General features: G+C 32.7%; 27 protein-coding genes. 14 read left to right on the top strand and 13 right to left on the bottom strand.

Going from position 1 to position 25,406, the window contains the following annotated elements; translation table 11 throughout:
- Positions 1-71 precede the first annotated feature (71 nt).
- Positions 72-1,004 (top strand): CPBP family intramembrane glutamic endopeptidase, encoded by a 933-nt coding sequence (locus ABXT06_RS03110; protein ID WP_354589430.1) that lies wholly within the window; start codon positions 72-74, stop codon positions 1,002-1,004.
- A gap of 4 nt (positions 1,005-1,008) precedes the next feature.
- Positions 1,009-2,052, top strand: coding sequence for an AMP-binding protein (locus tag ABXT06_RS03115; RefSeq protein ID WP_354589431.1), 1,044 nt, complete (start codon positions 1,009-1,011; stop codon positions 2,050-2,052).
- Between the two features lie 204 nt (positions 2,053-2,256).
- Here the strand turns inward: ABXT06_RS03115 and ABXT06_RS03120 are convergent, their stop codons facing one another.
- From ABXT06_RS03120 to ABXT06_RS03135, 4 genes are all read right to left on the bottom strand, one after another.
- Positions 2,257-3,471 (bottom strand): RsmB/NOP family class I SAM-dependent RNA methyltransferase, encoded by a 1,215-nt coding sequence (locus ABXT06_RS03120; protein ID WP_354589432.1) that lies wholly within the window; start codon positions 3,469-3,471, stop codon positions 2,257-2,259.
- A 138-nt stretch (positions 3,472-3,609) separates the two neighbouring features.
- A complete protein-coding gene (locus ABXT06_RS03125; protein WP_111379013.1) occupies positions 3,610-5,589 on the bottom strand; it encodes a KUP/HAK/KT family potassium transporter in 1,980 nt (659 codons plus the stop codon).
- Between the two features lie 133 nt (positions 5,590-5,722).
- Positions 5,723-7,018, bottom strand: a complete 1,296-nt coding sequence (locus ABXT06_RS03130; protein WP_354589433.1) for a hypothetical protein — start codon at positions 7,016-7,018, stop codon at positions 5,723-5,725.
- A gap of 94 nt (positions 7,019-7,112) precedes the next feature.
- Positions 7,113-7,559, bottom strand: coding sequence for a hypothetical protein (locus tag ABXT06_RS03135; protein ID WP_354589434.1), 447 nt, complete (start codon positions 7,557-7,559; stop codon positions 7,113-7,115).
- A 120-nt stretch (positions 7,560-7,679) separates the two neighbouring features.
- On the opposite strand from ABXT06_RS03135, the gene ABXT06_RS03140 reads away from it, so the two are divergent.
- On the top strand, positions 7,680-8,741 hold the full coding sequence (locus ABXT06_RS03140; RefSeq protein WP_354589435.1) for a beta propeller repeat protein: 1,062 nt from the start codon (positions 7,680-7,682) through the stop codon (positions 8,739-8,741).
- 71 nt (positions 8,742-8,812) lie between these two features.
- Here the strand turns inward: ABXT06_RS03140 and ABXT06_RS03145 are convergent, their stop codons facing one another.
- The 4 genes from ABXT06_RS03145 to ABXT06_RS03160 all read right to left on the bottom strand — a co-directional run bounded on the left by ABXT06_RS03145 (position 8,813) and on the right by ABXT06_RS03160 (position 11,569).
- Entirely contained in the window at positions 8,813-9,271 is a 459-nt protein-coding gene (locus tag ABXT06_RS03145) for a sensor of ECF-type sigma factor (RefSeq protein ID WP_354589436.1), read from the bottom strand.
- 31 nt (positions 9,272-9,302) lie between these two features.
- Positions 9,303-9,722 carry a hypothetical protein gene (locus ABXT06_RS03150; protein ID WP_354589437.1) on the bottom strand — a complete coding sequence of 140 codons (420 nt, stop codon included), beginning with the start codon at positions 9,720-9,722 and terminating at the stop codon, positions 9,303-9,305.
- Positions 9,723-9,755: 33 nt separating this feature from the next.
- Positions 9,756-10,298, bottom strand: coding sequence for an RNA polymerase sigma factor (locus ABXT06_RS03155; RefSeq protein ID WP_111379018.1), 543 nt, complete (start codon positions 10,296-10,298; stop codon positions 9,756-9,758).
- A gap of 77 nt (positions 10,299-10,375) precedes the next feature.
- Positions 10,376-11,569, bottom strand: a complete 1,194-nt coding sequence (locus ABXT06_RS03160; RefSeq protein ID WP_354589438.1) for an SRPBCC family protein — start codon at positions 11,567-11,569, stop codon at positions 10,376-10,378.
- A gap of 418 nt (positions 11,570-11,987) precedes the next feature.
- Between ABXT06_RS03160 and ABXT06_RS03170 the strand changes: the two genes are divergently transcribed.
- The gene (locus ABXT06_RS03170) at positions 11,988-12,368 is read left to right on the top strand and encodes a pyrophosphohydrolase domain-containing protein (RefSeq protein WP_057116704.1); all 381 of its coding nucleotides are present in this window, start codon (positions 11,988-11,990) and stop codon (positions 12,366-12,368) included.
- 240 nt (positions 12,369-12,608) lie between these two features.
- Here ABXT06_RS03170 and ABXT06_RS03175 read toward each other — a convergent pair whose 3' ends face one another.
- A complete protein-coding gene (locus ABXT06_RS03175) occupies positions 12,609-13,679 on the bottom strand; it encodes a branched-chain amino acid aminotransferase (RefSeq protein ID WP_274253832.1) in 1,071 nt (356 codons plus the stop codon).
- A gap of 308 nt (positions 13,680-13,987) precedes the next feature.
- On the opposite strand from ABXT06_RS03175, the gene mnmC2 reads away from it, so the two are divergent.
- On the top strand, positions 13,988-14,650 hold the full coding sequence (gene mnmC2, locus ABXT06_RS03180; protein WP_354589439.1) for a tRNA (5-methylaminomethyl-2-thiouridine)(34)-methyltransferase MnmC2: 663 nt from the start codon (positions 13,988-13,990) through the stop codon (positions 14,648-14,650).
- 166 nt (positions 14,651-14,816) lie between these two features.
- A complete protein-coding gene (locus tag ABXT06_RS03185; RefSeq protein WP_202003427.1) occupies positions 14,817-15,014 on the top strand; it encodes a hypothetical protein in 198 nt (65 codons plus the stop codon).
- A gap of 30 nt (positions 15,015-15,044) precedes the next feature.
- On the opposite strand, the gene ABXT06_RS03190 is transcribed toward ABXT06_RS03185, so the two are convergent.
- Entirely contained in the window at positions 15,045-15,989 is a 945-nt protein-coding gene (locus ABXT06_RS03190; protein WP_202003428.1) for a LysR substrate-binding domain-containing protein, read from the bottom strand.
- Between the two features lie 107 nt (positions 15,990-16,096).
- On the opposite strand from ABXT06_RS03190, the gene ABXT06_RS03195 reads away from it, so the two are divergent.
- The 4 genes from ABXT06_RS03195 to can all read left to right on the top strand — a co-directional run bounded on the left by ABXT06_RS03195 (position 16,097) and on the right by can (position 19,460).
- Positions 16,097-16,576, top strand: coding sequence for a Dps family protein (locus ABXT06_RS03195; protein WP_354589440.1), 480 nt, complete (start codon positions 16,097-16,099; stop codon positions 16,574-16,576).
- 122 nt (positions 16,577-16,698) lie between these two features.
- Positions 16,699-16,980 carry a hypothetical protein gene (locus ABXT06_RS03200; protein ID WP_354589441.1) on the top strand — a complete coding sequence of 94 codons (282 nt, stop codon included), beginning with the start codon at positions 16,699-16,701 and terminating at the stop codon, positions 16,978-16,980.
- Positions 16,981-17,063: 83 nt separating this feature from the next.
- A complete protein-coding gene (locus tag ABXT06_RS03205) occupies positions 17,064-18,710 on the top strand; it encodes a SulP family inorganic anion transporter (protein WP_354589442.1) in 1,647 nt (548 codons plus the stop codon).
- Positions 18,711-18,824: 114 nt separating this feature from the next.
- Positions 18,825-19,460, top strand: a complete 636-nt coding sequence (gene can, locus ABXT06_RS03210; protein ID WP_111366243.1) for a carbonate dehydratase — start codon at positions 18,825-18,827, stop codon at positions 19,458-19,460.
- A 41-nt stretch (positions 19,461-19,501) separates the two neighbouring features.
- Here can and ABXT06_RS03215 read toward each other — a convergent pair whose 3' ends face one another.
- Positions 19,502-20,704: an LETM1-related biofilm-associated protein gene (locus ABXT06_RS03215; RefSeq protein ID WP_354589443.1), complete on the bottom strand. Its 1,203-nt coding sequence runs from the start codon at positions 20,702-20,704 to the stop codon at positions 19,502-19,504.
- Between the two features lie 109 nt (positions 20,705-20,813).
- Positions 20,814-21,341, bottom strand: a complete 528-nt coding sequence (locus tag ABXT06_RS03220; protein ID WP_354589444.1) for a superoxide dismutase family protein — start codon at positions 21,339-21,341, stop codon at positions 20,814-20,816.
- A gap of 213 nt (positions 21,342-21,554) precedes the next feature.
- Here ABXT06_RS03220 and ABXT06_RS03225 point away from each other — a divergent pair, with 213 nt between their 5' ends.
- The 4 genes from ABXT06_RS03225 (at position 21,555) to ABXT06_RS03240 (ending at position 24,033) form a co-directional block, all read left to right on the top strand.
- Positions 21,555-21,983, top strand: coding sequence for an META domain-containing protein (locus ABXT06_RS03225; protein WP_354589445.1), 429 nt, complete (start codon positions 21,555-21,557; stop codon positions 21,981-21,983).
- Positions 21,984-21,987: 4 nt separating this feature from the next.
- Positions 21,988-22,506 carry a DUF4251 domain-containing protein gene (locus ABXT06_RS03230; protein WP_354589446.1) on the top strand — a complete coding sequence of 173 codons (519 nt, stop codon included), beginning with the start codon at positions 21,988-21,990 and terminating at the stop codon, positions 22,504-22,506.
- Between the two features lie 44 nt (positions 22,507-22,550).
- The gene (locus ABXT06_RS03235; protein ID WP_354589447.1) at positions 22,551-23,465 is read left to right on the top strand and encodes a transporter; all 915 of its coding nucleotides are present in this window, start codon (positions 22,551-22,553) and stop codon (positions 23,463-23,465) included.
- 82 nt (positions 23,466-23,547) lie between these two features.
- Entirely contained in the window at positions 23,548-24,033 is a 486-nt protein-coding gene (locus ABXT06_RS03240; RefSeq protein ID WP_354589448.1) for a hypothetical protein, read from the top strand.
- A 62-nt stretch (positions 24,034-24,095) separates the two neighbouring features.
- Here the strand turns inward: ABXT06_RS03240 and ABXT06_RS03245 are convergent, their stop codons facing one another.
- Positions 24,096-25,190 (bottom strand): glycoside hydrolase family 18 protein, encoded by a 1,095-nt coding sequence (locus ABXT06_RS03245; RefSeq protein ID WP_354589449.1) that lies wholly within the window; start codon positions 25,188-25,190, stop codon positions 24,096-24,098.
- Between the last annotated feature and the right edge of the window lie 216 nt (positions 25,191-25,406).

Consider the following 25,406-nt stretch of genomic DNA (forward strand, 5'->3'; position numbering starts at 1 on the left):
GTATTTTAGCAATATCAAAAGTAAGACTAACTTATCGAATTTGAATTCTCATTTTTTAAAATTTTAGATTTATGTTTTTAGAACAAGGGATTAAACCCGAAAACAAATTTTGGAAATATCTTTTAGGATCAGTCTTTATTATTTCGGCATCTTTTATAGGGCAAATTCCAATTACTGCGGCTGTATTTTATAAAACATTTATAGATCATACAGCTTTTCCAACTACAAATGAAGGGGTAATGAAAATGTTTGAGTCTAATACAACTCTCTTTCTGGTCATGATTTCATTTGTTTTTGCTTTTGCAGGAATTTATTTTGTTGTAAAATATATCCATCATCAAACTCTATTGTCGGTTACCACTTCAAGACCAAAAGTAGATTGGAAGAGAATTTGGTTTTCTTTCTTTTTGTGGTCGTTTTTCTCATTGCTCAGTTTTTTGTTTGTATATTTAAGATCTCCTGAGCATTTTGTATTACAGTTTAAATTAGTTCCTTTTTTAATATTGGCTTTTTTAGGATGCATTTTAATTCCGATTCAAACTTCTACTGAAGAATATGTTTTTAGAGGATATCTAATGCAAGGGTTTGCCAATTTAGCTCAGAATAGATGGTTTCCGCTTCTTATGACTTCTATAATATTTGGTTCCATGCACTGGACTAATCCAGAAGTTGAAAAAATGGGAAGTATTATCATGATTTATTATATAGGAACAGGATTATTTTTAGGAGTTATCACTTTGATGGACGAAGGAATGGAATTGGCGCTAGGATTTCATGCTGCAAACAATCTTGTTGGAGCATTATTGGTTACTTCAGATTGGACCGTTTTTCAGACGAATTCTATATTTAAAGATCTTTCAGAACCTTCGGCAGGAATTGATGTAATTCTGCCAGTAGTTGTTATTTACCCAATCCTGCTTTTTGTTTTTAGTAAAAAGTATGGCTGGACTAATTGGAAAGAGAGACTTACAGGGAAAATTAATAATGTCGAAATAAATGCTTAATAATATGCAAAACTTAACTCATAATAACGTTCACAATTATTTCAAATTAAATGGATATCATTTAAATGCAAAAGATTTGTGCCGCGTCGCTTATAGTTTTATAAAAGAAGGTGATACTTACGAACAGTCAATAGGAGAATTCTTTTTGGATTGGTTTGATAAAAAAGATTATATCGAAATGACGACTTCTGGAACAACAGGACTTCCAAAACTGGTCAGATTAAAGAAGCAGGCCATGATCCAATCAGCTTTGGCAACGGGAGATTTTTTTGATTTAAAACCAGGAGATAAAGCTTTATTGTGTCTTCCAACTCAATTTATAGCAGGAAAGATGATGCTGGTTCGCAGTTTAATTTTAGGGTTAGAATTGGATGTTGTTTCACCAAGTCTTCATCCGTTAGAATTAAATACAACTACTTATGATTTTGTTGCGATGGTACCGCTTCAGGTTCAAAACTCTATTGATGGACTTTCTAAAGTGCATAAATTAATTATAGGAGGAGCTAAATTAGATTCGACTCTTGAGGAAAAATTATTGCCACTTAAAACCGAAATCTATGAAACGTACGGAATGACTGAAACAATCACACATATTGCTGCGAAACGTTTGGGTGATTCTGTTTTTTCAATCCTTCCAAATGTAAAAATATCTCAGGATGATCGTCAGTGCCTCGTTATTAACGTTGCTTCTATTTCTGATGAACCAATTGTAACCAACGATTTGATTGAATTACTAAACGAACAGCAGTTTAAATTTCTGGGACGAATTGATAATGTAATCAATAGTGGAGGAGTAAAGCTAATTCCAGAACAAATTGAAGCCAAGCTGATCGGAAAAATTGCTAACAGATTTTTTGTAACTGGACTTCCAGATACCACTTTAGGCGAAAAACTGGTTTTAGTTATCGAAGGAGAAAAACAAGAGTTTGAACCTGATTTCTTTGATGTTTTAGGAAAGTACGAAAAACCAAAAGAAATAGTTTTCGTTTCAAAATTCAAAGAAAACGAAAACGGAAAATTACTTCGTAAACCTACCCTTCAGGATTAAAATTTCAATATTTAAAATTGCTTCGCCTGTTCGCTAACGCTCGGGTCCAAATTCCAATGTGTGCGTTTAGAACTTTGTCAAAGTTTTAAACTTTGACAAAGTTGGAATAAAAATAAAAAATCCCAAATTTCAATAACTCAGATTGAAATTTGGGATTTTAAATATTAAGCAATTCCAAGGCTGGAATTTAAATATTGGAATTTCCTATTTTTTACGTTCCAGTAAAGCCATATAGAAACCATCAAAACCAGATTCTGAAGCCAGCATTTTACGGTCTTCAACAAATGTAAACTGTTGTCCAATTTCTGTTTTTAAGAACTTTTCTACTTGCTCTTGATTTTCTGATGGTAAAACTGAACAAGTTGCATAAACTAATTTTCCGCCTGGTTTTACAATTTTAGAATAGCTTTCTAAAACTTCACTCTGAACTTTACGAATGTTGTCGATAAATTCAGGCTGTAATTTCCATTTAGAATCTGGGTTTCTTTTCAAAACACCTAATCCGCTACAAGGCGCATCGATTAAAACACGATCAGCTTTTTCGTGTAATTTTTTAATCACTTTTGTGCTATCAATAATGCGGTATTCAATATTAAAAGCGCCATTTCTTTTAGCTCTTAATTTCAATTGCTTCAATTTACTTTCGTATAAGTCCATTGCAATCAATTGTCCTTTATTTTCCATTAAAGAAGCCATGTGCAATGTTTTTCCACCTGCTCCTGCGCAAGTATCAACCACACGCATTCCTGGTTTTACATCCAAAAATCCTGCAACTAATTGAGAGTTTGCATCTTGAACTTCAAAAAGGCCTTGTTTAAAAGCATCTGTCAAAAATACATTGGCTCTTTCTTTTAAAACAAGAGCTTCTGGCTGGTCTTTTAAATATTCAGTTTCAATATTTAAATCCATCAAAGTATTTCTAAGGCTTTCTTTAGTTCCTTTTAATGTATTAGTTCTAAGAATAACTTTTGCTGGCTGATTTTGTGCAGCAATTTCTTTCGCCCAAACTTTTTCGCCTAATTCTTTTACACCTAATTCATCCATCCAATCTGGAATAGATTCTTTGATGGCTCTAGTCTTAGATAATTCATCAAAACGTCCTTTGATTTTTCTTTCAGGAGTTCCTTCCAGTTGTCTCCAATCTGGAATTGGATAACCTCGTAAAACAGCCCAAACAGCAAACATTCTCCATAGATTGTCTCTGTCATAAGGTTCTTTTACTTCGGCAATTTCTGCGTATAATCGTTTCCAGCGAACAATTTCGTATATGGTTTCAGCAACAAACTTCCTGTCAGAACTTCCCCAACGTTTGTCTTTTTTTAATGCTCTTGCTACCACTTTATCAGCATATTCTCCTTCGTTGAAAATTGCATTTAAAGAGTCAATGGTAGTATAAACTAAATTTCTGTGTAATCTCATTTCTATTATTTGAGTTGCAAAGGTACTATTAATTGATTGAAAGTTAAATTTTTAATACTGAATCTTACTTTAGACTTTCACTAAATGAAAAAAACACTCCAGTTTAGAGTGTTTTTTTTGAAATTATTGTTAAGCTTTTTATTCTTTTGAAATAATACGCGTTAATCCAATATTTTCTGGAGCATGAAGCACCATTGGGAATTTCTCTATTTTAACAGAGCTGCTGTCCAGACCAAAAGCTCTTTCTTCAGACAAACTCAGTTTTTTGATAAAGAAATATGAGTTCATGATAATATTTTCATGCCATCTTAAATCATTGTCGTTTGATAGGAATTTCTCAGACAATACAAATTTAAAGTCTCCAATGATATTGTTTTTGTTCAAAGATTCATAACGGCTCGTAATATCAACTTCCCCGCGTTTTACCATATCTTTGATAACTTCTCTAAACATCAAATTGATTTTGGTTGGTTCTCTAAAACCCAAATTAAAATCAATTCTATAAATATCATCTTTCGCAATTTCGGTTACTTTATATTGCGTTTTATATGGTTCAGTCAAAATATTCACGTGAACAAACCAATAGATATCGGCTCTTTTTGGTCGTTTTTGAAGGATAGAATAGATGATTTTTTCTTCCAATTCATCAACGCGGTTGGCATTGGTCATATAAACTAAATGCGTAGCGTATTTCGGAATAGATAAATCTTGGCTTAATTCTACAAGAACTTGTTTGTAGTCGTCAACCTTAACCACTTTCGTGTAGTTTTTGTTGATTTTTTTAGCTAAATACCAGATTGTCATTACAGAAATCAATAAACTAGCAATGATTAATGTTACGTAACCACCTTCTGCAAATTTGGTAATATTAGCGAAAAGGAAACTGAACTCAATTAATAAATAAATAGTGATCAACGGTACCATGAAGTACAGTTTTACACGTTTCATGATTAAGTAGTAATTTAATAATATGGTAGTCATGATCATACACAATATAATGGCAAGACCATAAGCATGTTCCATGTTTCCAGATTTCTCGAAATGTAAAACGATTCCAACACAGCCAAAAAACAATAACCAGTTGATTGATGGAATATACAATTGACCTTTTACTTCTGTTGGATATTTGATTTTCACTTTTGGCCAGAAGTTCAGACGCATTGCTTCGTTAATTAATGTAAACGAACCTGAGATAAGCGCTTGAGAGGCAATTACAGCCGCAAGAGTGGCAACTACAATTCCGAAAGGTAAAAACCAATGTGGCATAATTAAGTAAAACGGGTTTCCGTTTTCGCCACCTAATTGCTGTAATGTGCTTCCTTCATGGTGAATTAAATAAGCTGCTTGACCGAAATAGTTTAAAACTAAAGTAGTTTTTACAAACATCCAGCTGATTCTGATGTTTTTTCTTCCACAGTGACCCATGTCAGAATACAAAGCCTCAGCTCCCGTTGTACATAAGAATACAAAACCAAGAACAAAGAAACCATCAGGATGTATAGATAATAAGTGATAAGCATAGTAAGGATTAATCGCTTTAATTACTTCTGGATAATTCAGAACCTGAATTGTTCCTAAAGTTCCCAACATGGCAAACCAAATTAACATCATTGGGGCAAAGAATTTACCAACCAATTTAGTTCCGAACTGCTGAATGGTGAATAAAACGAATAGAATTGTAATTACGATATACACGATAGTTTGTGTTTGCATCGTTGGGTAGAATGCCCTAATTCCTTCTACAGCAGAAGAAATAGAGATAGGCGGGGTAATAATTCCGTCTGCGAGCAGGGCGCTACCTCCAATAATCGCGGGTACTATGAGCCATTGAATTTTTGTTTTCTTGACCAATGCATATAAAGCAAAAATTCCTCCTTCACCGTGGTTGTCTGCACTTAAAGTAATAAGTACATATTTAATTGTAGTTTGTAATGTTAAGGTCCAAAAAACACAAGAAATACCACCTAAAACAATATCGGCATTTATCGTGTGATCGCCCAAAATAGCCTTCATTACGTACAATGGAGAGGTTCCAATATCTCCATAAATAATCCCTAAAGTAATCAATAAACCCCCAATAGACAACTTACTATGTAAGTTTTTATGCGATGCGCTCATGTATAGTTTTATAAAAAGACGGTTGCAAATTTACTGTTTTAAAACAAATTAGCAGCAATTATAATTAAAAAGATAAAAAAAAGCACAATCGTAAAATTGTGCTTTCTTTTTTGAGTATTATTTAATTTGAAAATTAGCCTCTTCTGCCATTTCCTCTAGAATTTGAACCGTTATCTCTTTGGCTTTGTCCACCTCTAGATTCTTGGTTTCCTCTAGAAGATTCTTGGCTCATGCGTGGAGATTCTGAACGTTGGCTTTGCTGTGGTCTAGCAGAATAATCTCTGTTTGAATTACTAGATTGGCTTTCAGAATAGCTTCTTGAATTTCTTTCAGTTCTTGGAGCAGATGTTTCACGATTAGAATATCCTCTTGAAGTAGCAGAAGTATTTCCGCTGCCGTAATCTCCTCTCTGAGTATTTTGTGTTCTTGGCGTAGTCTCAACTCTTTGTGGATTATTTGCTCTAGTTGAATAATCACGATTTGTGCTTCTCTCTGTATTTACGCTTTCAGAACTTCTGCCTGTTGAGTTGTAACCTCTATTGCTATTGTTGCTTCTATCAACAGACGATCTGTTTGTTGCGTTTCTATTTTCAGCGTACGTTCTGTTAGAATTTCCGTTATCAGATGTTGTTCTTCCAGTGTAATTTCTGTTTGTGTTGTACGTATTTCTATTGGTTTCTCTGCTCGCTACGCGTCTTTGATCTAATTCGTATCTATTTGTTGTGTTAGAATGTCTTTCAGCAAAACTGTAGTTTGGACGCATTCTTTCATAACCGTAAGTGCGTCTTGTTTCATAGATTGCTGGAGCCCTGTAGCTTCTTCTCACATTTACATAATTGTATGTATTGTGTACATTGATGCAAACGTTAATGTTATTTCTGTATCTGTAAACAGGGTAAGGACTCCAAGCAGTATAATACGTTGGATAATAACCCCAATACCAAGTTGAATAATAAGGTCTGTAATTTGTTACCCAGAATGAAGTGTAAATAACAGGAACAACGCTATAAACAGGCTCATAAATATAATTTGCTCCATACAAGTAAGAGTTTCCAACAATTTGAACGCTTACTTTATTATAATTGTCTCTTTCTACATCAATAGTAGCAACGTCTTGATAAACATCACGATCTAAAACTGCTTGGATAATAACAACGTGAGTTCTGTTTTCAACGCTTTCAATTACACGTAAGTAATCTACTTCGTCATCACCGTTAAGATCAAGATTTGATATTTGATATTTTGGATCATTTAAACGTCGCTCGAAATCTTGAAGGTTAGCTGATTCTCCAAACATCGAAGCAACAGCTCTTAAATCTAAGTTATCGCTTATATCTGAGTTTTTTGCATATACTGTAGCTCCAGCTTGTGCTTGACAAGAACTAATTCCTAATGCAAATAAGGCTAGTAAAAGTATTTTCGCTTTCATGATAAAATCATATTGAAGATTAATATTCTGTGATATCCAATTACTGTGCCATAAAATTTTTAGTTGTTTGTTTTGTATGCAAAGTTCTTTTAAATTAGTATGTTGCTTTTGAAAGTATAATCGTTAAAGCTGTATAGATTATTGGGGAGAGAATGTTTATCAATTTATGCCCCGAGTTTTTATTAGCTTCATTTAGATATGAGTTTAATACAATATTTATTGTTGCAATATCTTCGTATATGTTTGGGCTTATTTCGGCTTGGATTAGGATGATTTGAACATTGTTTACAATATTGCTTGTCACACGTAAGTAGTCAACTTTATTATCATCATTAAGATCAAGATTAGAGATTCTATAGTCAGGATAATTAAGTTTTCTTTCGAAATCAGCTAGATCTGTCGATTCTTGAAAGATTGATGATACTGCATTTAGATCTAAATTTTCTTGAACATAAGAGTTTTTAGGATATACATTAACTCTTTGCGCACTGAGAGAATTTACTAAAAGTATAAATATCCCTGTAAATAGTATATTTTTCATATTTTACTTGTTAAATATTAATTTGTAAGAAAACAATTACCATGCCAGAAAAGAATGCAGAATGACTTTGAAATTTTATAAATAATCGTATTTTAGCATTAACCAAATTTTAAATTTCCTATGAAAAAACTCGCTTTATTTTGTGTTATTTTTATTTTGCTGATGTCTTTTAAGACATTTAACTATAAAACTGACGTTGTTTACAATAATGGCTTTACATCAATGACAATAGATACATTATTTAAAGACAGAATTAGTATTAGGGCAATTCTGATTGACAAAAATAAAGTTTGGTACGGAGCCGATAATTCTCGTTTTGGTTATTATGATCTGGATAAAAAGGAAAAATTTGAAGAACATATTTATCGCGACACATTAAAATTAGAATTTAGAAGTATTGCTCAAACTTCAAAAGATATTTTTTTATTGAGTGTGGCAAATCCTGCACTTCTTTACTCAGTTTCTAAAAAAGACCGCAAAGTTAAATTGGTTTACAAAGAAATTAATCCGAAGGTTTTTTACGATAGCATGCAGTTTTGGAATGATAAGGAAGGAATTGCAATTGGTGATCCAACAGAAGATACATTCTCAATTATTGTTACTCGTGACGGCGGAGAAACTTGGACGAAATTGCTTTCTGATAAATTACCAACAAATAGCACAGGTGAAGCTGCTTTTGCTGCCAGCAATACTAACATTGTTATAAAAGGAAATGATACTTGGCTAGTTTCAGGTGGAAAAAAAGCGCGTGTTTTTTATTCTCCGGATAAAGCAAAAACATGGAAAGTTGTAGAAACTCCTATCGTACAGGGAAAACAAATGACAGGGATTTTTACTGCCGATTTCTACGATTCTAAGCAAGGTTTCATTGCAGGAGGAGATTACGATCTGCCTAATAATAAAGCCAATAATAAAGCTTTTACAAAAGATGGCGGTAAGACTTGGCAATTAATTGGTCAGAATATGGGATTTGGTTATGCATCATGTGTGCAATATGTTCCGGGAGGCAATGGAAGAGAAATTGTTTGCGTAGGTTCTGAAGGAATACAGTATTCTCAAAATGGAGGAGAAAACTGGATGCAGCTTTCTACAGATAACAGATTTTTTACTATTCGATTTGTGAATAGAAATACTGCAATCGCAGCTGGACATAATAAAGTAGTTCGATTGAATTTTAAATAAAAAAATAAGAACCCTAAATAATAAAGTAAGTATTATTATATAGGGTTCTTATCGCTGTTGTTTTGTTAAGCTTAATCTTTATTGCCTTTATCTCGGTATTGTTGCAATAATTTTCTATTAAAGTCGTCTTCTGATTTTTTAAGCAATAGTATTTTCTTTGCAGGAAGTACTTTTTTCAAACTGTTCGTGTATTTTTCACGAAGCTGATATATTTCTTTATCTGTACTTTCAATTTGAGATAATAAAGTTGTTGCTTCTTTATCTGAAAGATTTTTAAGATTGTCATCTTTTAGCTGTCTCAGATAAGTTTTCATTTTTAAATACTTCAATTCATATTGCTTATCGTCATAAGCGTTGTAAATTGGCCAGAATTTTTCCGCTTCGGTAGAAGTTAGTTCTAATTCTGTCGTTAAAAATGACACTTTAAAAGCTTTAATTTTTTCTCGCTTTTCATCAATTTTTCCATTTTGCGCAAAAAATGAAAAACTTGTCAGAAATAGCAATAGCGGTAAAATGTTTTTTATTTTCATTGTTAAGCTAAGTTGTTGAGTTAAGTTTGATTTAATTTTGTTCTGAAATTAAGTGTTCTAGGTTTGGACTTGTTGCCAAGATATCTTCTAATGTTTCATCTTCCAAAGTAACATCGTTGCCTAATTTTTCAATATCGTTATCATCTAATTTTTGAATTAAATCGTATTGACTAATATTAGAATGATAGGATAAATAATTTTCTAAAGTAGCTTCGTCAAGATCGTTTGAATTAGCTTTATAATTATTTATGACAGGAATTAATAATGCAAAGCCTACTACGGCAGCGGCAGCCGTCCAAAGTATTCTTTTACGTTTGTAAAAAGGAATTACTTTAACTTCTTTTTCGTTTAATTGCTGTAAAACCTTTTCTGAAAAATCATCAAAATAATGATCCGGAGTTTTAAAGCCAGATTTTATTTTGGGTTCGTTTTCTAATTTAAATGTTTTCATAATACTTATAAGATAGTTTTAGTTACAAAAGGTTTAATTTGATGTAACATATAATTCGATTTTTTTTACGGCATGATGGTAAGATGCCTTTAAAGCACCAACAGATGTTCCTAAAATATCTGCGATTTCTTCATACTTTAATTCTTCAAAATATTTCATTTTGAAAACTAATTGCTGTTTCTCCGGAAGTGTTACAATTGCTTTTTGAAGTTTGATCTGAATTTCATCTCCGTCAAAATATAGATCAGCTTTTAAACCATCAATAGTTTTATTTTGAAGGTCTTCAGACGAAATACCGCTTAGTTTTGCCTTTTGCGATAAAAAAGTCAAAGCTTCGTTGGTAGCAATACGATACATCCAGGAAAAAAGTTTACTTTCTCCTTTAAAGTTTTTAAGATTTTGAAAGACTTTTACAAAAGTGTTCTGTAAAACATCGTCGGCATCATCATGATTCAAAACAATGTTTCGAATATGAGAATACAAAGGGCGCTGATAATCAGACAAGAGTTTTTGAAACGCAACATTTTGCGTTTCAGGGGTTAATAATTGTTTTATAAATTCTTTCTCGTCTATCAAACTTTTGTTTTGTAAACTTTTTAATAGAAGTTAGACAGAATTTAATGCAAAGGGTTTAATGAACCTTTAAAAATTATTTAAAATTCTGAGTCTTCTTCTTGTGCAGGTGTTTGCGTTGGAGCAGGAGCTGGTGCTGCTGGCTTGCGTTTTACAGGCTCTGTACGAGGCTGTTCAGTGCGTGGCTCGCTTGGAGTTTCGCCAGCATTTTCTGGAATATAAACAGGATCGGTAACAGCAGCAGCTGGAACTACTTTTGGTTTTATTGGGAAATAAATTTCTGTAACCAATTTAGAAGAAGCTTTGACATCCAATTTGCTTAATGTCAAAATCTCAAGATGCGACCAGCTTAAATCTGGAATAATCTTTTGATTGTTGATATAAGCAGTTGTTTTTGCAATAGCTTCATTTCTATGAGAGTAATCTCCATTAAGGGTTGTTTTTACAGCATCAAAACCATTTAATTTTCCTGCTAAAATATCGCTTCCCGAGCTTGTTGAAATCTCTTTATTGATTGGCAAACAGATTGAAATCTTTGCTAAGCCAGTTTTAGTGTCGTAAGTATGATAAATGATAAAAGGTTTTCCTACCGCGGACAATCCATTTGTTTCGCTAAAGTGAATAAGCTTCGGAATTACAATTCTGGCATTTTTGCTTACTTTGGCAATTTCGCTAGTAAAAGTCTGTTTGATATAAGGAGTTTCTGTTTTCTTTACCACTCCGTCTACAGTAACAGCAAAAGTTTTGGTTTCGTAATCTAAGTTTTTGTCAATATTGGCTAAGCTTTTTTCATAAATAGTTCCAATAACTCGGTCAGAACCGCCATGAAGAGCAGTGTATATTTTAAATAGAAAACTCATTGTTCCTTTTCCTTTCCAAGTAACTTTTGTTTTTCCGTTCAAAGTGTCTTTTAAAGTCCAATTTACATCAGCTTCTGTACCATCAAACTGCATTTTTTGGTCGATGCTTTCGCCTTCTTTTGTTTTAAGGATGATAGAATTTCCTTTTCCGTCTATACCATCCCAATAAAATGTAGCTCCATTTCCGCTAGTTTTATTAGCGTAGGTCATTTTAATAGTAGGATCTTCAACCGACCATGATTCAAAATCTTCGTAATTTCTAAAGTCGTTCAGGTAGTTATAAACCGTTGCGCGAGGCGAATTGATAACTTTACTTCTTTCTACAGAAAAATCTCCTTTCTGAGTAGCAACAAAAACAGTAAGAGCGACAAAGCTTAAAAGTGCAAAAAGAAATAAATACTTTAGAATTTTCATGGCAGATTAATTGGTTTCGGTAAAGTTATAAATTTTATTATGAGTCTTACTAATAACCCATAATTATTAGGTTTTATTTTATTGCGACCGGAATAATTTATCTTTTTAGAAAGATTTTAATTACGAACAAAAGGACAATGAAAAGCAGAAAGGCAAGGAGTACTTTGTAATTTCCTTTATAAAAGACTTTGTGTAATTTCAAATCTTTTCGATAAGCAAATATCATAATGATTACAAATGCAATAAAAAAACATACTCCAAATAGTATTTGACCTTGACTGAACATAGTTATAAAAATTTTTAGCAAATTTAGAGATTTGTAAACGATTTGCTGCTAAATTGCCTTTTCATTTCATTGAATAAATTTTCAGATTTATTAGAAAGAGACTTAAATTAGCAAAAAAAGAAAGACTACTATATGAAAAAACAACTTGACGCCGTAACCGAATTTCACACTGCTTTTAAAATTGGCCACAGTGCAACTCCAATTGCCGATGTAGGAGCAGAGAAAAAATTACTTCGTTATAATTTAATGAAGGAAGAAAATGAAGAATATTACGAAGCGGTTCAAAATAATGATTTGGTTGAAATTGCAGATGCACTTGGAGATATGATGTATATTTTGTGCGGAACAATTATCGAGCACGGACTTCAAGATAAAATTGAAGCTGTTTTTGATGAAATTCAGCGCAGTAATATGAGTAAATTAGGTGAAGATGGAAAACCAATATACCGCGAAGACGGAAAAGTGATGAAAGGTCCAAATTATTTTAAACCTGATTTTTCTAAATTGTTGTAAAGAAGATTAAACGCAAAGAACGCTAAGTTTTTTTTCTGCAGTTCTTATAAAAAGGCAAAGTTCGCAAAGCTTTCCGTTATTTTTTGTCATTTCGACGAAGGAGACCCGAGTGATAGCGAACAGGCGAAGCAAATCTTCACAAGTAACTCCGCAACGAGAAACTAAAATTTAATAATAAAGAAAAAATAAAAAACCCGATAAAACTAAATTTATCGGGTTTCTTTTTAATATGGTTTTGGATTATTGAACTTTCACTGTCCAACCAAAAGTATCTTCAGAAAGTTTGTTTTGAAGACTTGTTAGTTTCTCTTTTAAGAAAGAAGCATAAGAATTTTCGATTGGAGCCATTTCGAAGTATTCATCTTTATAAGAGAATCCTTTGATAACGCTAATAACTGCAGCAGTTCCCGCTCCGAAGATTTCTTTTAAAGATCCGTTTTTGGCAGCTTCTACTAATTCTGAAACAATTACTGGACGAACTTCAACTTTTAATCCTTCTTTTTCAGCCATTGCGATCAAACTTTTTCTAGTAACACCATCTAAAATTCTTTCGCTTGTTGGAGCAGTTAATAAAGTATCGTTGATTCTGAAGAAAACGTTCATTGTTCCAGCTTCTTCTAATTTTGTATGCGTTGCATCATCTGTCCAGATAACTTGTTGGAAACCATCTTTGTTTGCCAAGTTAGTTGGGTAAAACTGAGCAGCGTAGTTTCCGGCAGCTTTTGCAGCACCGATTCCACCATTTGCAGCTCTACTAAAATGCTCAGCAATGATAACTTTTACTTCACCTCCATAATATGCTTTTGCAGGAGAAAGTAAAATCATAAATTTATATTCGTCAGAAGGATTTGCAATAACTCCAGGACCTGTAGCAATCATAAATGGACGAATGTACATACTAGCTCCATTTCCTCTTTGAATCCAATCTTTGTCTAATTTCAATAATTCATTTAAACCATCCATAAAAATAGCTTCAGGAACTTCTGGCATTGCCATCCTTACAGCCGATTTATTGAAACGGTTAAAGTTTTCATCTGGTCTAAACAACCAAACATCATTATTGTCATCTTTATAAGCTTTCATTCCTTCAAAAATCGCTTGCCCGTAATGGAAGACTTTTGATGACGGATCCATTAAAATTGGTGCATAAGGCTTAATGACAGGGTTTTGCCATTGTCCGTTTTTAAAATCGCATTCGAATAAATGGTCTGTAAATACAGCACCAAAACTTAAGTTGTCAAAATCTACCTCGTTTATTTTTGTAGAAGCAGCTTTAATGATTTCAATTTTGCTCGTTTGAGTTGTACTCATAGTTATGTAAGTTTTTTGTGAGATATTCTTCACTATCAGAAATCTAAAGTGATGATATCGTGTAAAATGGAATTTATTGAATGCAAAATTACGTAAAAATCTCTAAAACGTTTAGTGAAAATTCATTATTTATAGGTTTTGACTGAGATTTATTTATCCTATAATAAACTCAAATATTTGATTGATTTTTATAAAGAATTTATGAAAAAAGTGTCGTTTTTTAAGGCTTTACGCATTTGTTTTGACTAAATTTGATTATTGAAATAGCTTGAAAATCAATAAAAAGCTATTATTAAATTATTAAAAAGGTGAAAAGGGAAATAATTAAAACGCTAGATGGCTCAACTACAATTCGTTTGCCTGAATGGGACGAATGTTATCATTCTAAACATGGTGCAATTCAAGAAGCGAAGCATGTTTTTATTAAGAATGGATTGTCATTATTCGATAATCCTATAAGTATATTAGAAATAGGTTTCGGGACTGGTTTGAATGCTTTTATCACGTATTTAGAAGCTATTAGAAAAAATCAGAAAATTGATTATGTTGGAGTAGAAGCGTATCCTGTTGATTCAGATGAAATCTTGGAAATGAATTATGCAGCAGAACTTGACGCATTGGAATTTGAGAACATTTTTGAGAAAATGCATAAAAGCGAGTGGAATGAAAAAGCAGAAATTTGCGACTTGTTCTCGTTAACCAAAAGGAAACAATTTTTTCACGAAATAAACGATTTTGAAATTTTTGATTTGATTTACTTTGACGCCTTCGGATATAGAGTGCAGCCGGAGCTTTGGAGTACTGAAATTTTTCAGAAAATGTACAATAGTTTAAAACCAAATGGAGTTCTGGTTACATACGCAGCTCGAGGAGTTGTTAAAAGAAGTATGATCGAAGTCGGATTTACAGTAGAAAAATTAGCAGGGCCTCCAGGAAAAAGAGAAATGTTTCGAGCTTTTAAAAAGGTTTAAATGAGTAATTTAGAATAATTCTACATTGATTTATTTGTTTTAAGAAAACGTATTCGTTGCTAAAGTTTTTAAAAAAATAAGTTAAAAGTAATATTTATGTTAGTTATTTGTTTAAATTTGGTTCGAGTTTAAAAAAATAGATAACCCCCGAAAATCTTATTTTATTATGTCAAAAATGATGTTTGATTACACGAAATCAATACTTGAAAGAGTTAGTTTCGATCCGATACTTTTCTGCAAAGAGTTAGAAAAAGCTATCAAAACACTGTTACCTTACGAAATGGAACAATTGCAAGAGTGGTTACTTAATTTCGTTGTCGGAAAACCAGAATTAAAGCCAAGTCTACAGCTAATTAAAGTATAAAAGAAAGGAGCCAAATTGGCTCCTTTTTTATTACGCTTTCTTTTGTAATGGACTAATGATTTGAACATTCTGAAAAACAATTGCACCTTTTACAACGCCTGCAATTGTAGATCTAAGTGCATCAATGATTTGCATTTTTAATTCGCTCTTTGGGTAAATTAAACTTACCTCTCGAGCAGGTTTTGGCTCCTTAAAATTACGGAGCTTCAGTTTGTCGGATTCTTTTAAGTCTAAGGTGTGCAAGTACGGAAGTAACGTTGTACCAAGGCCTTCGTCTGCCAATTTAATCAAGGTTTCGAAGCTACCGCTTTGAATTTGGAAATTAGTTTGATCGGCGTCTGAGACATTTTTGCACAAATTCAAAATGCCGTCTCTAAAGCAATGTCCATCTTGTAACAGTAGGATTTCATTTAGATTTAAGTCGGCAACTTCAATTTCTTCTTTCTGGAAACTAGCATGATGCTCTGGAATGTAAGCTACAAAAGGTTCAAAGTATAAAACAATTTCTTTAATTTTTTCGTCTTCAAGCGGAGTTGCGGCAATTGCAGCATCTAGGTGTCCGTTTTTTAACTTCAGAATAATTTCTTCTGTATTAAGCTCTTCAATCAAGAGTTTTACTTTTGGGTATTTCTTAATGAAATTATTCAAAAACATTGGCAGAAGCGTAGGCATAATCGTTGGAATAATTCCTAGACGAAATTCTCCACCAATAAAACCTTTCTGCTGTTCTACAATATCTTTTATACGATCAGCCTCGTTTACGATGTTTTTTGCCTGACTTACAATTTTTTGTCCTATATCAGTAAGCTGAATCGGTTTTTTGCTTCTGTCGAAAATTAAAATATTAAGTTCTTCTTCGATTTTTTGTATTTGCATACTTAAAGTTGGCTGTGTTACGAAGCATTTTTCTGCAGCAAGAGTGAAATTTTTATGCTCAGCAACCGCTAACACATATTGCAATTGAGTTATAGTCATGTTGATAGTAATTTGTGATGCAAAAATAGGAAAATATAATTTTTATTTATGTTTATTTTAATAAAGTTACTCTAAATTTGTAGTAAATTAGTGTAAAAAATTAAATTATGAAGACAAATATTTTAGGATTACCAGTAAAAGAATCAGAATTATTAGTAAAAGAACTGAATGTGTTGTTATCAAATTTTCAAGTATATTATCAGAACTTGAGAGGTATTCATTGGAATATACGTGGAAAACGTTTCTTCGATTTGCATGTAAAATTTGAAGAATTATATACAGATGCGCAATTAAAAATAGATATGATCGCAGAAAGAGTACTAACAATAGGAGGAACGCCTCTGCATACTTTTGACGATTATATTAAAAATAATAAATTGACAGTTGGGAAAAATATTTCTAACGATGAAAAAGCAGTTCAATTGATTGTTCATTCTTTGTCAGATTTATTAAAAATCGAAAGAGAAATATTGAACAAATCTGATGAAATTAATGATGAAGGTACCAATTCTATGATGAGCGACTTCATTGCTGAGCAGGAAAAAACAATTTGGATGATGAATGCTTGGTTAGAAGAATCATTATAAAATATTGGTTTTTAATAAAATAGAAGCAGAATGGAATGAAAATTGCATTCTGCTTTTTTGTTTATGTTAAATTTCTATAAAAATCTCTTTGATTTTATTTGTTTAACGCTATTTTTGCTTCAATGAAATTTATAGCTCGCATATTATTATTCATATTTATTGCCTTCTTATCGACCCCGACAATTGTTCAGGCGATTAAGAAAGGAAATAATACGGCTATATCTTTTAGTATCGCTGAAGAAGAAGTGCATAAAGAACTTAAAAATATAGTTCATCCTGCTATTCTTGAGCATGAAGTTTTGATTCCGGTTTACATCGAGAAAAAAACAATCATTTCTGAAAACATTGTCAAACTAGACAACATCTCTCCGAGCATTTTTGCTCCACCACCTAACGTAGCATAATACTTCCAATTATTTCGAACTTTAGCCGCATTTCTATCGAGATGAGGTAAATCTTTAATGAATAATTTTTTTAGTATTATATTATGACAAAAAAAATCAATCTTTTTGCCAACCTTAAATCTGATTTTGCTTCAGGTTTAGTGGTTTTCTTGGTGGCTCTTCCGTTGTGTTTAGGTATTGCAATGGCTTCTGGAGCGCCGTTATTTTCTGGAATTATTGCTGGTGTTGTGGGTGGTATCGTTGTAGGATATTTGAGCCAGTCACATATTAGTGTATCAGGTCCAGCAGCTGGGTTAACAGCTATCATTTTAACCGCAATTACCGATTTAGGAGCTTTCGATGTATTTTTAATGTCTGTTTTTATTGCTGGACTAATTCAATTAGCATTAGGATTTTTAAAGGCTGGAAGTATATCGAATTATTTTCCGACAAACGTAATTGAGGGAATGTTAGCCGGTATCGGAATTATTATCATCTTAAAACAAATACCGCACGCTTTTGGTTATGATGCAGATTTTGAAGGTGATCAAGCTTTTGTTCAAAATGATGGAAGCAATTCATTTTCATTTCTATTCGATGTTTTAAATCATATTCACTTAGGAGCTGTTGTAGTTTCTGGAGTTTCATTGGTAATTTTATTGGCTTGGGATAAAGTTCCTTTCTTAAAAAGAATAAAACTGGTTCCAGGAGCTTTGGTTGCTGTTATTGCTGGAGTAGTTTTAAACGAAATATTTGTATCTACAGGAAGCACTTTGGCAATTGCGAAAGAACATTTGGTTTCTTTGCCAGTTCCAAAATCTTTTGAAGACTTTAAATCAATTATAATTACGCCAGACTTCACTGCTGTTACAAATCCGCAAGTTTGGGTAGTTGCTATTACGATTGCCATTGTCGCTTCTATTGAAACTCTTTTATGTATTGAGGCTTCAGATAGAATGGATGTGCAAAAGCGTTACACAAATACAAATGTCGAGCTTAGAGCGCAAGGTGTTGGTAATATGATAAGCTCTCTTTTAGGAGGTTTGCCAATGACATCTGTAGTTGTAAGATCTTCTGCGAATAATAATGCAGGAGCAAAATCTAAAATGTCAGCCATTATTCATGGTGTGCTTTTATTAATAAGTGTATTGTCTATACCAGCAATTTTAAACAAAATTCCTTTGGCAACATTGGCTACTGTTTTGATCTTGGTCGGATATAAATTAGCAAAACCAGCAACCTTTATGCATTTCTGGGAAAAGGGGAAATACCAGTTTGTACCTTTCATTGCAACTTTGGTCTTTGTTGTTGCGACAGATTTGCTAAAAGGGGTTGCGCTGGGAATTATCATTAGTATCATCTTTGTTTTGAGAGGAAATTTGAAAAGAGCTTATGTCTTTAAGAAAGAAGAATATGAGGATGGAGATATCATTCATATCGATCTAGCACAGGAAGTTTCGTTTTTAAATAAAGCGGCGATCAAACAAACATTGGCTGAAATTCCAGAAAATTCAAAAGTCATTATCAATGCTCATGATACCGAGTATATTGCCCATGATGTTTTGGATTTAATTCGTGAATTTAAAGAAACGAGAGCTCTCGACGAAAACATTAAAGTGAAGCTGAAAGGGTTTAAAGAAGCTTATGAATTAGAAAATACACCAGAAAATAGTAATCATGTTACAATTGAGCATTATTATGATGTGGCAAAAAGAGAACTGGTTAAAAGAGAAGTTGTTAAAAGTGAATAATTAAAATAAGGCATTTTTAAGACCAAAGTAATGTCAAAAAATAGGTAACTTTACATCAAGTTCATTTTTTGAGACTATTATAACTTAGAAATTACCACACAAAAAAATAAAAAAATGAGAAAATTTTATGAGCAGTTATTAGAGAACAATAAAAAGTGGGTTGAAACTTCATTAGCAAAAGATCCTAATTATTTTGCTGATTTGGCAAAAGGGCAACAACCGCCATTGTTATGGATTGGATGTTCTGACAGCCGTGTTCCTGCTAACGAAATTGTTGGTGCAAAACCAGGTGAAGTTTTTGTACACAGAAATATTGCCAATATGGTTGTGCATTCTGATATGAACATGTTGAGTGTTTTGGATTACGCAGTAAATGTTTTAAAAATAAAGCATATTATTGTGTGCGGACACTACGGATGTGGTGGTGTTAAAGCTGCAATGGGACATCAATCTGTTGGTATTATTGATAACTGGTTACGTCATATTAAAGATGAGTACCGTTTGCACGATAAATACTTGAATTCAATTGAGAATGAAGAAGAGCGTTTTAATGCTTTTGTTGAAATCAATACTAAAGAGCAAGTTTACAACTTAGCAAAAACATCTATTGTTCAAAATGCTTGGAAAAATGGACAAGATTTAATGCTTCACGGATGGGTTTACGGATTAAATTCTGGTTTTGTAACCGATTTGAATGTAACAATTAGTTCAAACGATGAATTGGATTCGGTTTATCAATTAGATCTTTAATAGATAGAAATAGAAATCGCCCTTAAAAAGGGCGATTTTTTTTATTCGTTTTCGTCTAAATTCTCATTAAATGCCGATGGAAGCATTGTTGGAATAAACTTGATTAGTATTGGCAGCAATAAACTTCCTCCTGGAAGTAAAAATATGGTCAAAGATGGAATGGTTTTACAAATGTCTAAAAGCTGTTTTTTGACTTTCTTCTTTTCTTTTGCGTCCAAATCTCTTGTTGTAGAATAGGCAAGAAGAACCATTAATTCCTTACTCTGAACAATTTCCTTAATTAATCTGTTTTTATTTCTAATAATCAGTTTAACAACGCTATGCGTCATTTGATCATAGAAATGCTTAACAGGATTCGAATAATTAAAGTACGGAATCTTCTTTTTATGCGTGGTGATAAAAGTATTGGTTGTATCCATACTTTTGGTTACAAAATCGTCTGAAACTCCCATTGTAGAACCTAAAGCATATAAGAAATACGATTCTTCATTTTCTACAACTCCATCACTCCACAAAGCCATTCCAGCCATGTCGATTAGGTAATATTGTTCCAATCTATTTTTAAAGTATTCAAGATTCAAAGTTTCTAAAGTTTCAACCGTAACTTTTGAAAATTTTGAGTAACGTATAGAAGCTTCAAAAAGTTTTATCAGAAGATCGTCGTGCTGAGATTTTACAGTTTTGGTTTTCAAAGCCAAACCAACAATTCCGAGAACCGTTTCTTCAATACGCTTTAAATACTTTTCAGGAATTTCTCCGTGCTCCAAATATTGCCTGAAAGCCAAAACATCAATAAACAAAAGAGCATTCGTTACCAAATGCGAAAAGTTTTTACTGATGATACTGTCGTTGGTTTGAACTCTCTGATCAATAATATTTTCTAGAGATAGAGAAGGAGTGTCTTTTGGCAATAAAATTTTAAACAAATTAAATCCTTCTGGGTTCATCTGTTTGTAAAACTTTAAAACTTCTGAAATAAAATTTTTAGGTTCCGAATTTCTTTTCTCTAAACAAAAAACATGATAGAGTGTATTTAGTAAAGCTACTTTTGAAATTTCGGTTTTAAACCAACCTTTTATTGGAATTGGAACTTGAGAATCTATAGCAATAATATGACCATAAATAAACCCCGTTTCTCTCACTTTATAGTAAAAAGAATCTACAGTTTCAAAAGGAATAGCCTCTGAAAACTTCTGTTCACTAAAAAACTTATCGATCCAGCCTGGTGCTGATGGGTTAATCATTGACTTTATTTTGCTGATGCAAAGCTATGTCTTTTTCTTGTTTTAGAATTCATTTTAAAATGAAATAACCGCTAGATTTTGTTAAAAATAGCGGTTATTCAAATTTTTCTTATTTAATGATTCCTGCGCAAGCAACTCTTCCTCCGGCATTTCCAGTTGGCTGAGTAGTAAAATCATCTGTTCCAGCATGTACAATTAGGCCTTTTCCAAGAACATCTTTGTTTGCATCCCCACATCCAATGCACCATTCGTCAGTTGTTAAAGTGATAGATCCGTTACCTTTTGCGTCAGCGGTAAAGTTTCCGATATCACCTGCATGGTATTCTCCAACTCCCCATTTTCCATGTTTTTTGAACTTTGGATTCCAGTGTCCTCCAGCAGAACTTCCGTCTGCAGAACTACAATCTGCTTTTTCATGGATGTGAATTGCGTGAACTCCAGGTTCTAATCCAGTGATTTTTGCTGTAAAAGTTACTTTGCCATTTTTCTCAACAAAAGTGGCAGTTCCGGCAACTTTGCTGTTGCTTTTTGGTTCTAATGCAACAGTTAGAGTTTTAGCATCATTTGATTTGTTATTTGTTTTACAGCCAATGATTAAGGCTGTAATTATAGCGAAAGAAACAATTAGTTTTTTCATATCTACGGGCATTTTTAGTTAAAGATTAAGTAAATTTAACATAAAATAACGGATTTGATTAACTCTAAAAGTTAAAAAAAAGTCAAACTATACGTTATAATTTGATATTGATTGAGTTAAAAACCGAAAATATTGTTTAAATTCGTATAGGTTTTTAACGAATAATTTCTGAAAACCACTTGTCTAATTCGCTCACATTTAATCCTTAATGTTATGATGAAAAAGATTTTTACCCTCGTTTTTTTTAGTTCGTTTTTAATTTCCTGCAAATGCGCAAAAACGGATGCTGTCTCTAAACTTGACGGAATATGGGAACTGAATTATGTTGCCGAGCCTTCAACTACTTTTGATGCCTTATATCCAAATAAAAAACCAACCATAAATTTTGATACCAAAGCAAGTCAGGTTTCTGGTAACGCAAGCTGTAATTCATACTCAGGAAGATTGGCTGTTAATGGCAATAAAATTAATTTTACTCAACCATTGGCCGTAACCAAAATGATGTGTTTGGACGGCTTGAAAGGTGAACAGACTTATTTGAGTACGCTTCAAAAAATAACGTCTTACGATATTACAGATGATGGCAAGACTTTAAACTTTATTTCTGGGGATATTGCCATGATGCGCTTTAATAAAAAATAATATTATGAAAACTACATTATCTATTGTGTTGCTACTGATAAATGTTGTTAGTTTTTCGGTTTCTGCACAGGAAAAAACAAAAAAAGAACTCAAGCAAGAAAGAGAGTTAAAGCAACAAAACGAAATTAAAGCGCTTATTGATTCTCAGGATTTTGTGTTTGAGGCTCAAAAAACAACACCTCAAGGCGGGAGATTGATTCAGCTCGATTATAATACTTATTTTTTAAAGTTTAAAACCGATAATACAACCTGTGATCTTCCTTTTTTTGGCCGAGGCTATAATGTTGGCTATAATACTGATGGCGGAATAAAATTTGAAGGAAAGCCCGAGAATATTAGGGTTGAAAGCAAAAAGAATAATACTATTCTAAAAGCAACAGTAAGAGGCGCCAGCGATGTGTACGATTTAACGTTTTCTATTTTTTATAACGGAAACACAACACTTTCTGTAAGTAGTAATAATAGAGGTCCAATTAGTTATGATGGAGTAATTTATGCTCCAAAAACAGCAGAGAAACAATGATATAATTCAATACTAAACTTGTCACAAATTCGTCTGAATATTATATGGTAAGAATCTTTTTTTTGTTATTGAAGTGGCAGTTTTTGGTTTTGGTTTTCTTTTTTGATGTGTTCACGGTATCTGGTCAGGATTTGGAGCCCAGAGTATATGCTAATGTTCCAAAAAGCTTAAATGTAATTGCTGCAGGTTATGTTTTCATGAATGGAAATGTGCTTACAGATCCTTCTTTACCCATAAAAGATTTTACACTTCAAAGCCATAATATGGCTGTAAATTATATTAGAACTTTTGGGTTGGCAGATAAACTGGCTCGCATACAGGTAGCGCTACCTTTTACTTTTATGGATGGATCTGCTGTAATCAGTGATCAGCTGGTTACTGGCTCAAGAACTGGTTTCGCAGATATGAAAGTGCGTTTCGGAATTAATTTACTAGGTTCTCCTGCACTTGATAAATCTGAATTTAGGAGTTTTGAGCAAAAAACAATTCTTGGGGTTAGTTTGGTTACTTCTGTTCCAACAGGAAGATATTATGGCGATAAACAAGTAAACATTGGAACAAACCGATGGGCTTTTAAGCCCGAAATAGGGGTGTCGAAACGGTTTGCTCATGTTTATGCAGAGGCCTATGGTGGGATGTGGTTTTATACGGATAATAACGACTATCTAGGAAAAAAATTAGAGCAAAAACCGACCTATAGCCTTCAGGCGCATGCAAGCTATTATTTTAAAAACCAAATGTGGGTTGGCTTCAATACGACTTGGTTTTTTGGAGGTCGAACTATTACTGATGGAGTTTCAGATGATAGCCAGATTGATAACTGGCGGGTAGGAGGGACTTTTTCTACTCCAATAGCAAAAGGACAGTCTATTAGATTTCAATATCATATCGGGGCTTATACCAACAACGGACTAAATTATTATGCCTTGTCAGCAGTTTATCAATATTCATTTTTTTAAAATTTACTTTGGAGTTAATGTGTTTAAAATCAGTATATTTGAGTATGCATATATTTTTAAAAACAAATTTAAAATTGAAACTATGAAAAAATTAGGACTTATTCTTATTATGGCGGCAGCCTCGTTTTCATCTTATGCGCAGTCTTCTTATAAAGAAGATTTAGAAGTAGTACAAAGTGTTTATGGAAAATCTAAAGCCGAACTGGTAAAACAGTACATGAATTTATCTGATGCACAAGCTACAGCCTTTGCTAAAGTTTATGATAATTATGAAACATCTAGAAAAGCTCTAGGGCAGACTAAGTTTCAGCTAATAAACGATTATGCTGCTAATTATGAAACTTTAACCGATGCAAAAGCAGATCAATTGGCAAAAGCAACTTTGAAAAATCATATTGATTATGAGAAATTATATTCTAAAACTTACAATCAGGCAAAAAAAGCAATTGGATCAATAAATGCAGCAAAGTTTATCCAGCTTGAAGTGTATTTGCAAACGATAATTAGAAGCGAAATTTTAGAAGCAATTCCGTTTATCGGAGAATTGGATAAGAATAAGGTAATGTAAATTGTTACGATTTTTATAAAAGTAAAATGGGCTGTCTCAAAATTGAAACAGCCCATTTTATTTTATTTTTCAGTTTTAACTTTGTAAATTTCATTTACCATTCCGTCACGGAAACTATCTAGAGTAAGTTCCCAAAACATAATTCCACCTAGTTTTTTAGCTTTTGCATATTCAGCTTTTGCTTTAATAGATCTTAAATCATCTGATGTTGCAAAAGTTTTAGTCGAAGCGTTGTACCAATATGGCGCTTGAGCTTTTTCATCATAAAAGTATTTCCAACCGTTAGCCTCTGTGTATGTTGTAGCATAGTTTTTAAAATCAACACCTTGAAAGTGTTCTCCCGCTTGATATAATCCGTTATTGATGTTTTCTACGTTTTTCCATTGTCTGGTATAAAATGCCCCTCCAATTACTAATTTTTCAGCAGGAACACCAGCTTTTAATAAAAACTCAACAGCTCTGTCAGTAGATTCTTCTTTAGGATTTGTACTGTATAATGGAGTATGATGCCCCGTAACTTTTGAGTATCCGTTTACTAAATCATAACTCATAATATTGATGCGGTTTACAAATGGAGCAACTGCTTTCCAATCTATAGATTCATCTAAACATTTCTGGAAACCTCCCGCTGCAAAACTCAATTCGTATTTTTTACCTAAAGTTGAACGTAATATTTTAATCAATTCAGTAAAATTAGGTTTGTCAGCAGGTTGGTATAAATGTCCAGGAAGTCCTTCAATAGATGGATATTCCCAATCTAAATCTAAACCGTCAACTTTAAAATAATCGCTTACTTCTTTTACAGATTTTGCAAATTTTAAGCGGCCATCAGCAGTTGAGAATGCTTCAGAACAAGGTTCACAGCCTCCCCATCCTCCAAGAGATACAATAATTTTAAGCTGTGGATTTTTTGCTTTAAGCGAAACCAAATGTTTGATAGTAAGAGAATCTTTTGCAGAATCGACACTTAATTTACCATCTTTTAAATGACAGAAACTAAAAATAATCTGGTTTAATTTTTCAACTTCATATTTGTCAATAAGTTGAGAATCGCCAGTGTAATAGGCAATAATGTCCATTTTTTTATTTTTCTGTGCGAAAGCAGCGGTGAAGCAAAAGCACAATAAAAATGATGCAATTAGGTTAATTTGTTTCATTATTTTGTTTTTTATAGTTTTTAGAACGTTAAATATACTGTAATACATTTGATGTTTAACTATTCTGTTGGAGTCCAAAAGCCAATTTTAACAAATATTTTGCAAATAACTGCAAAAATATTGCGTCATATAAGAAATATCTTTAGTTGGAAAATATCAAAAAAATAAACCCGCACAGTTTCGGACTTGTGCGGGTTTATAACAAATTAAAAGCTA

Origin of the sequence: Flavobacterium sp. UW10123, from assembly GCF_040538975.1 — a bacterium.
Lineage (GTDB): Bacteria > Bacteroidota > Bacteroidia > Flavobacteriales > Flavobacteriaceae > Flavobacterium.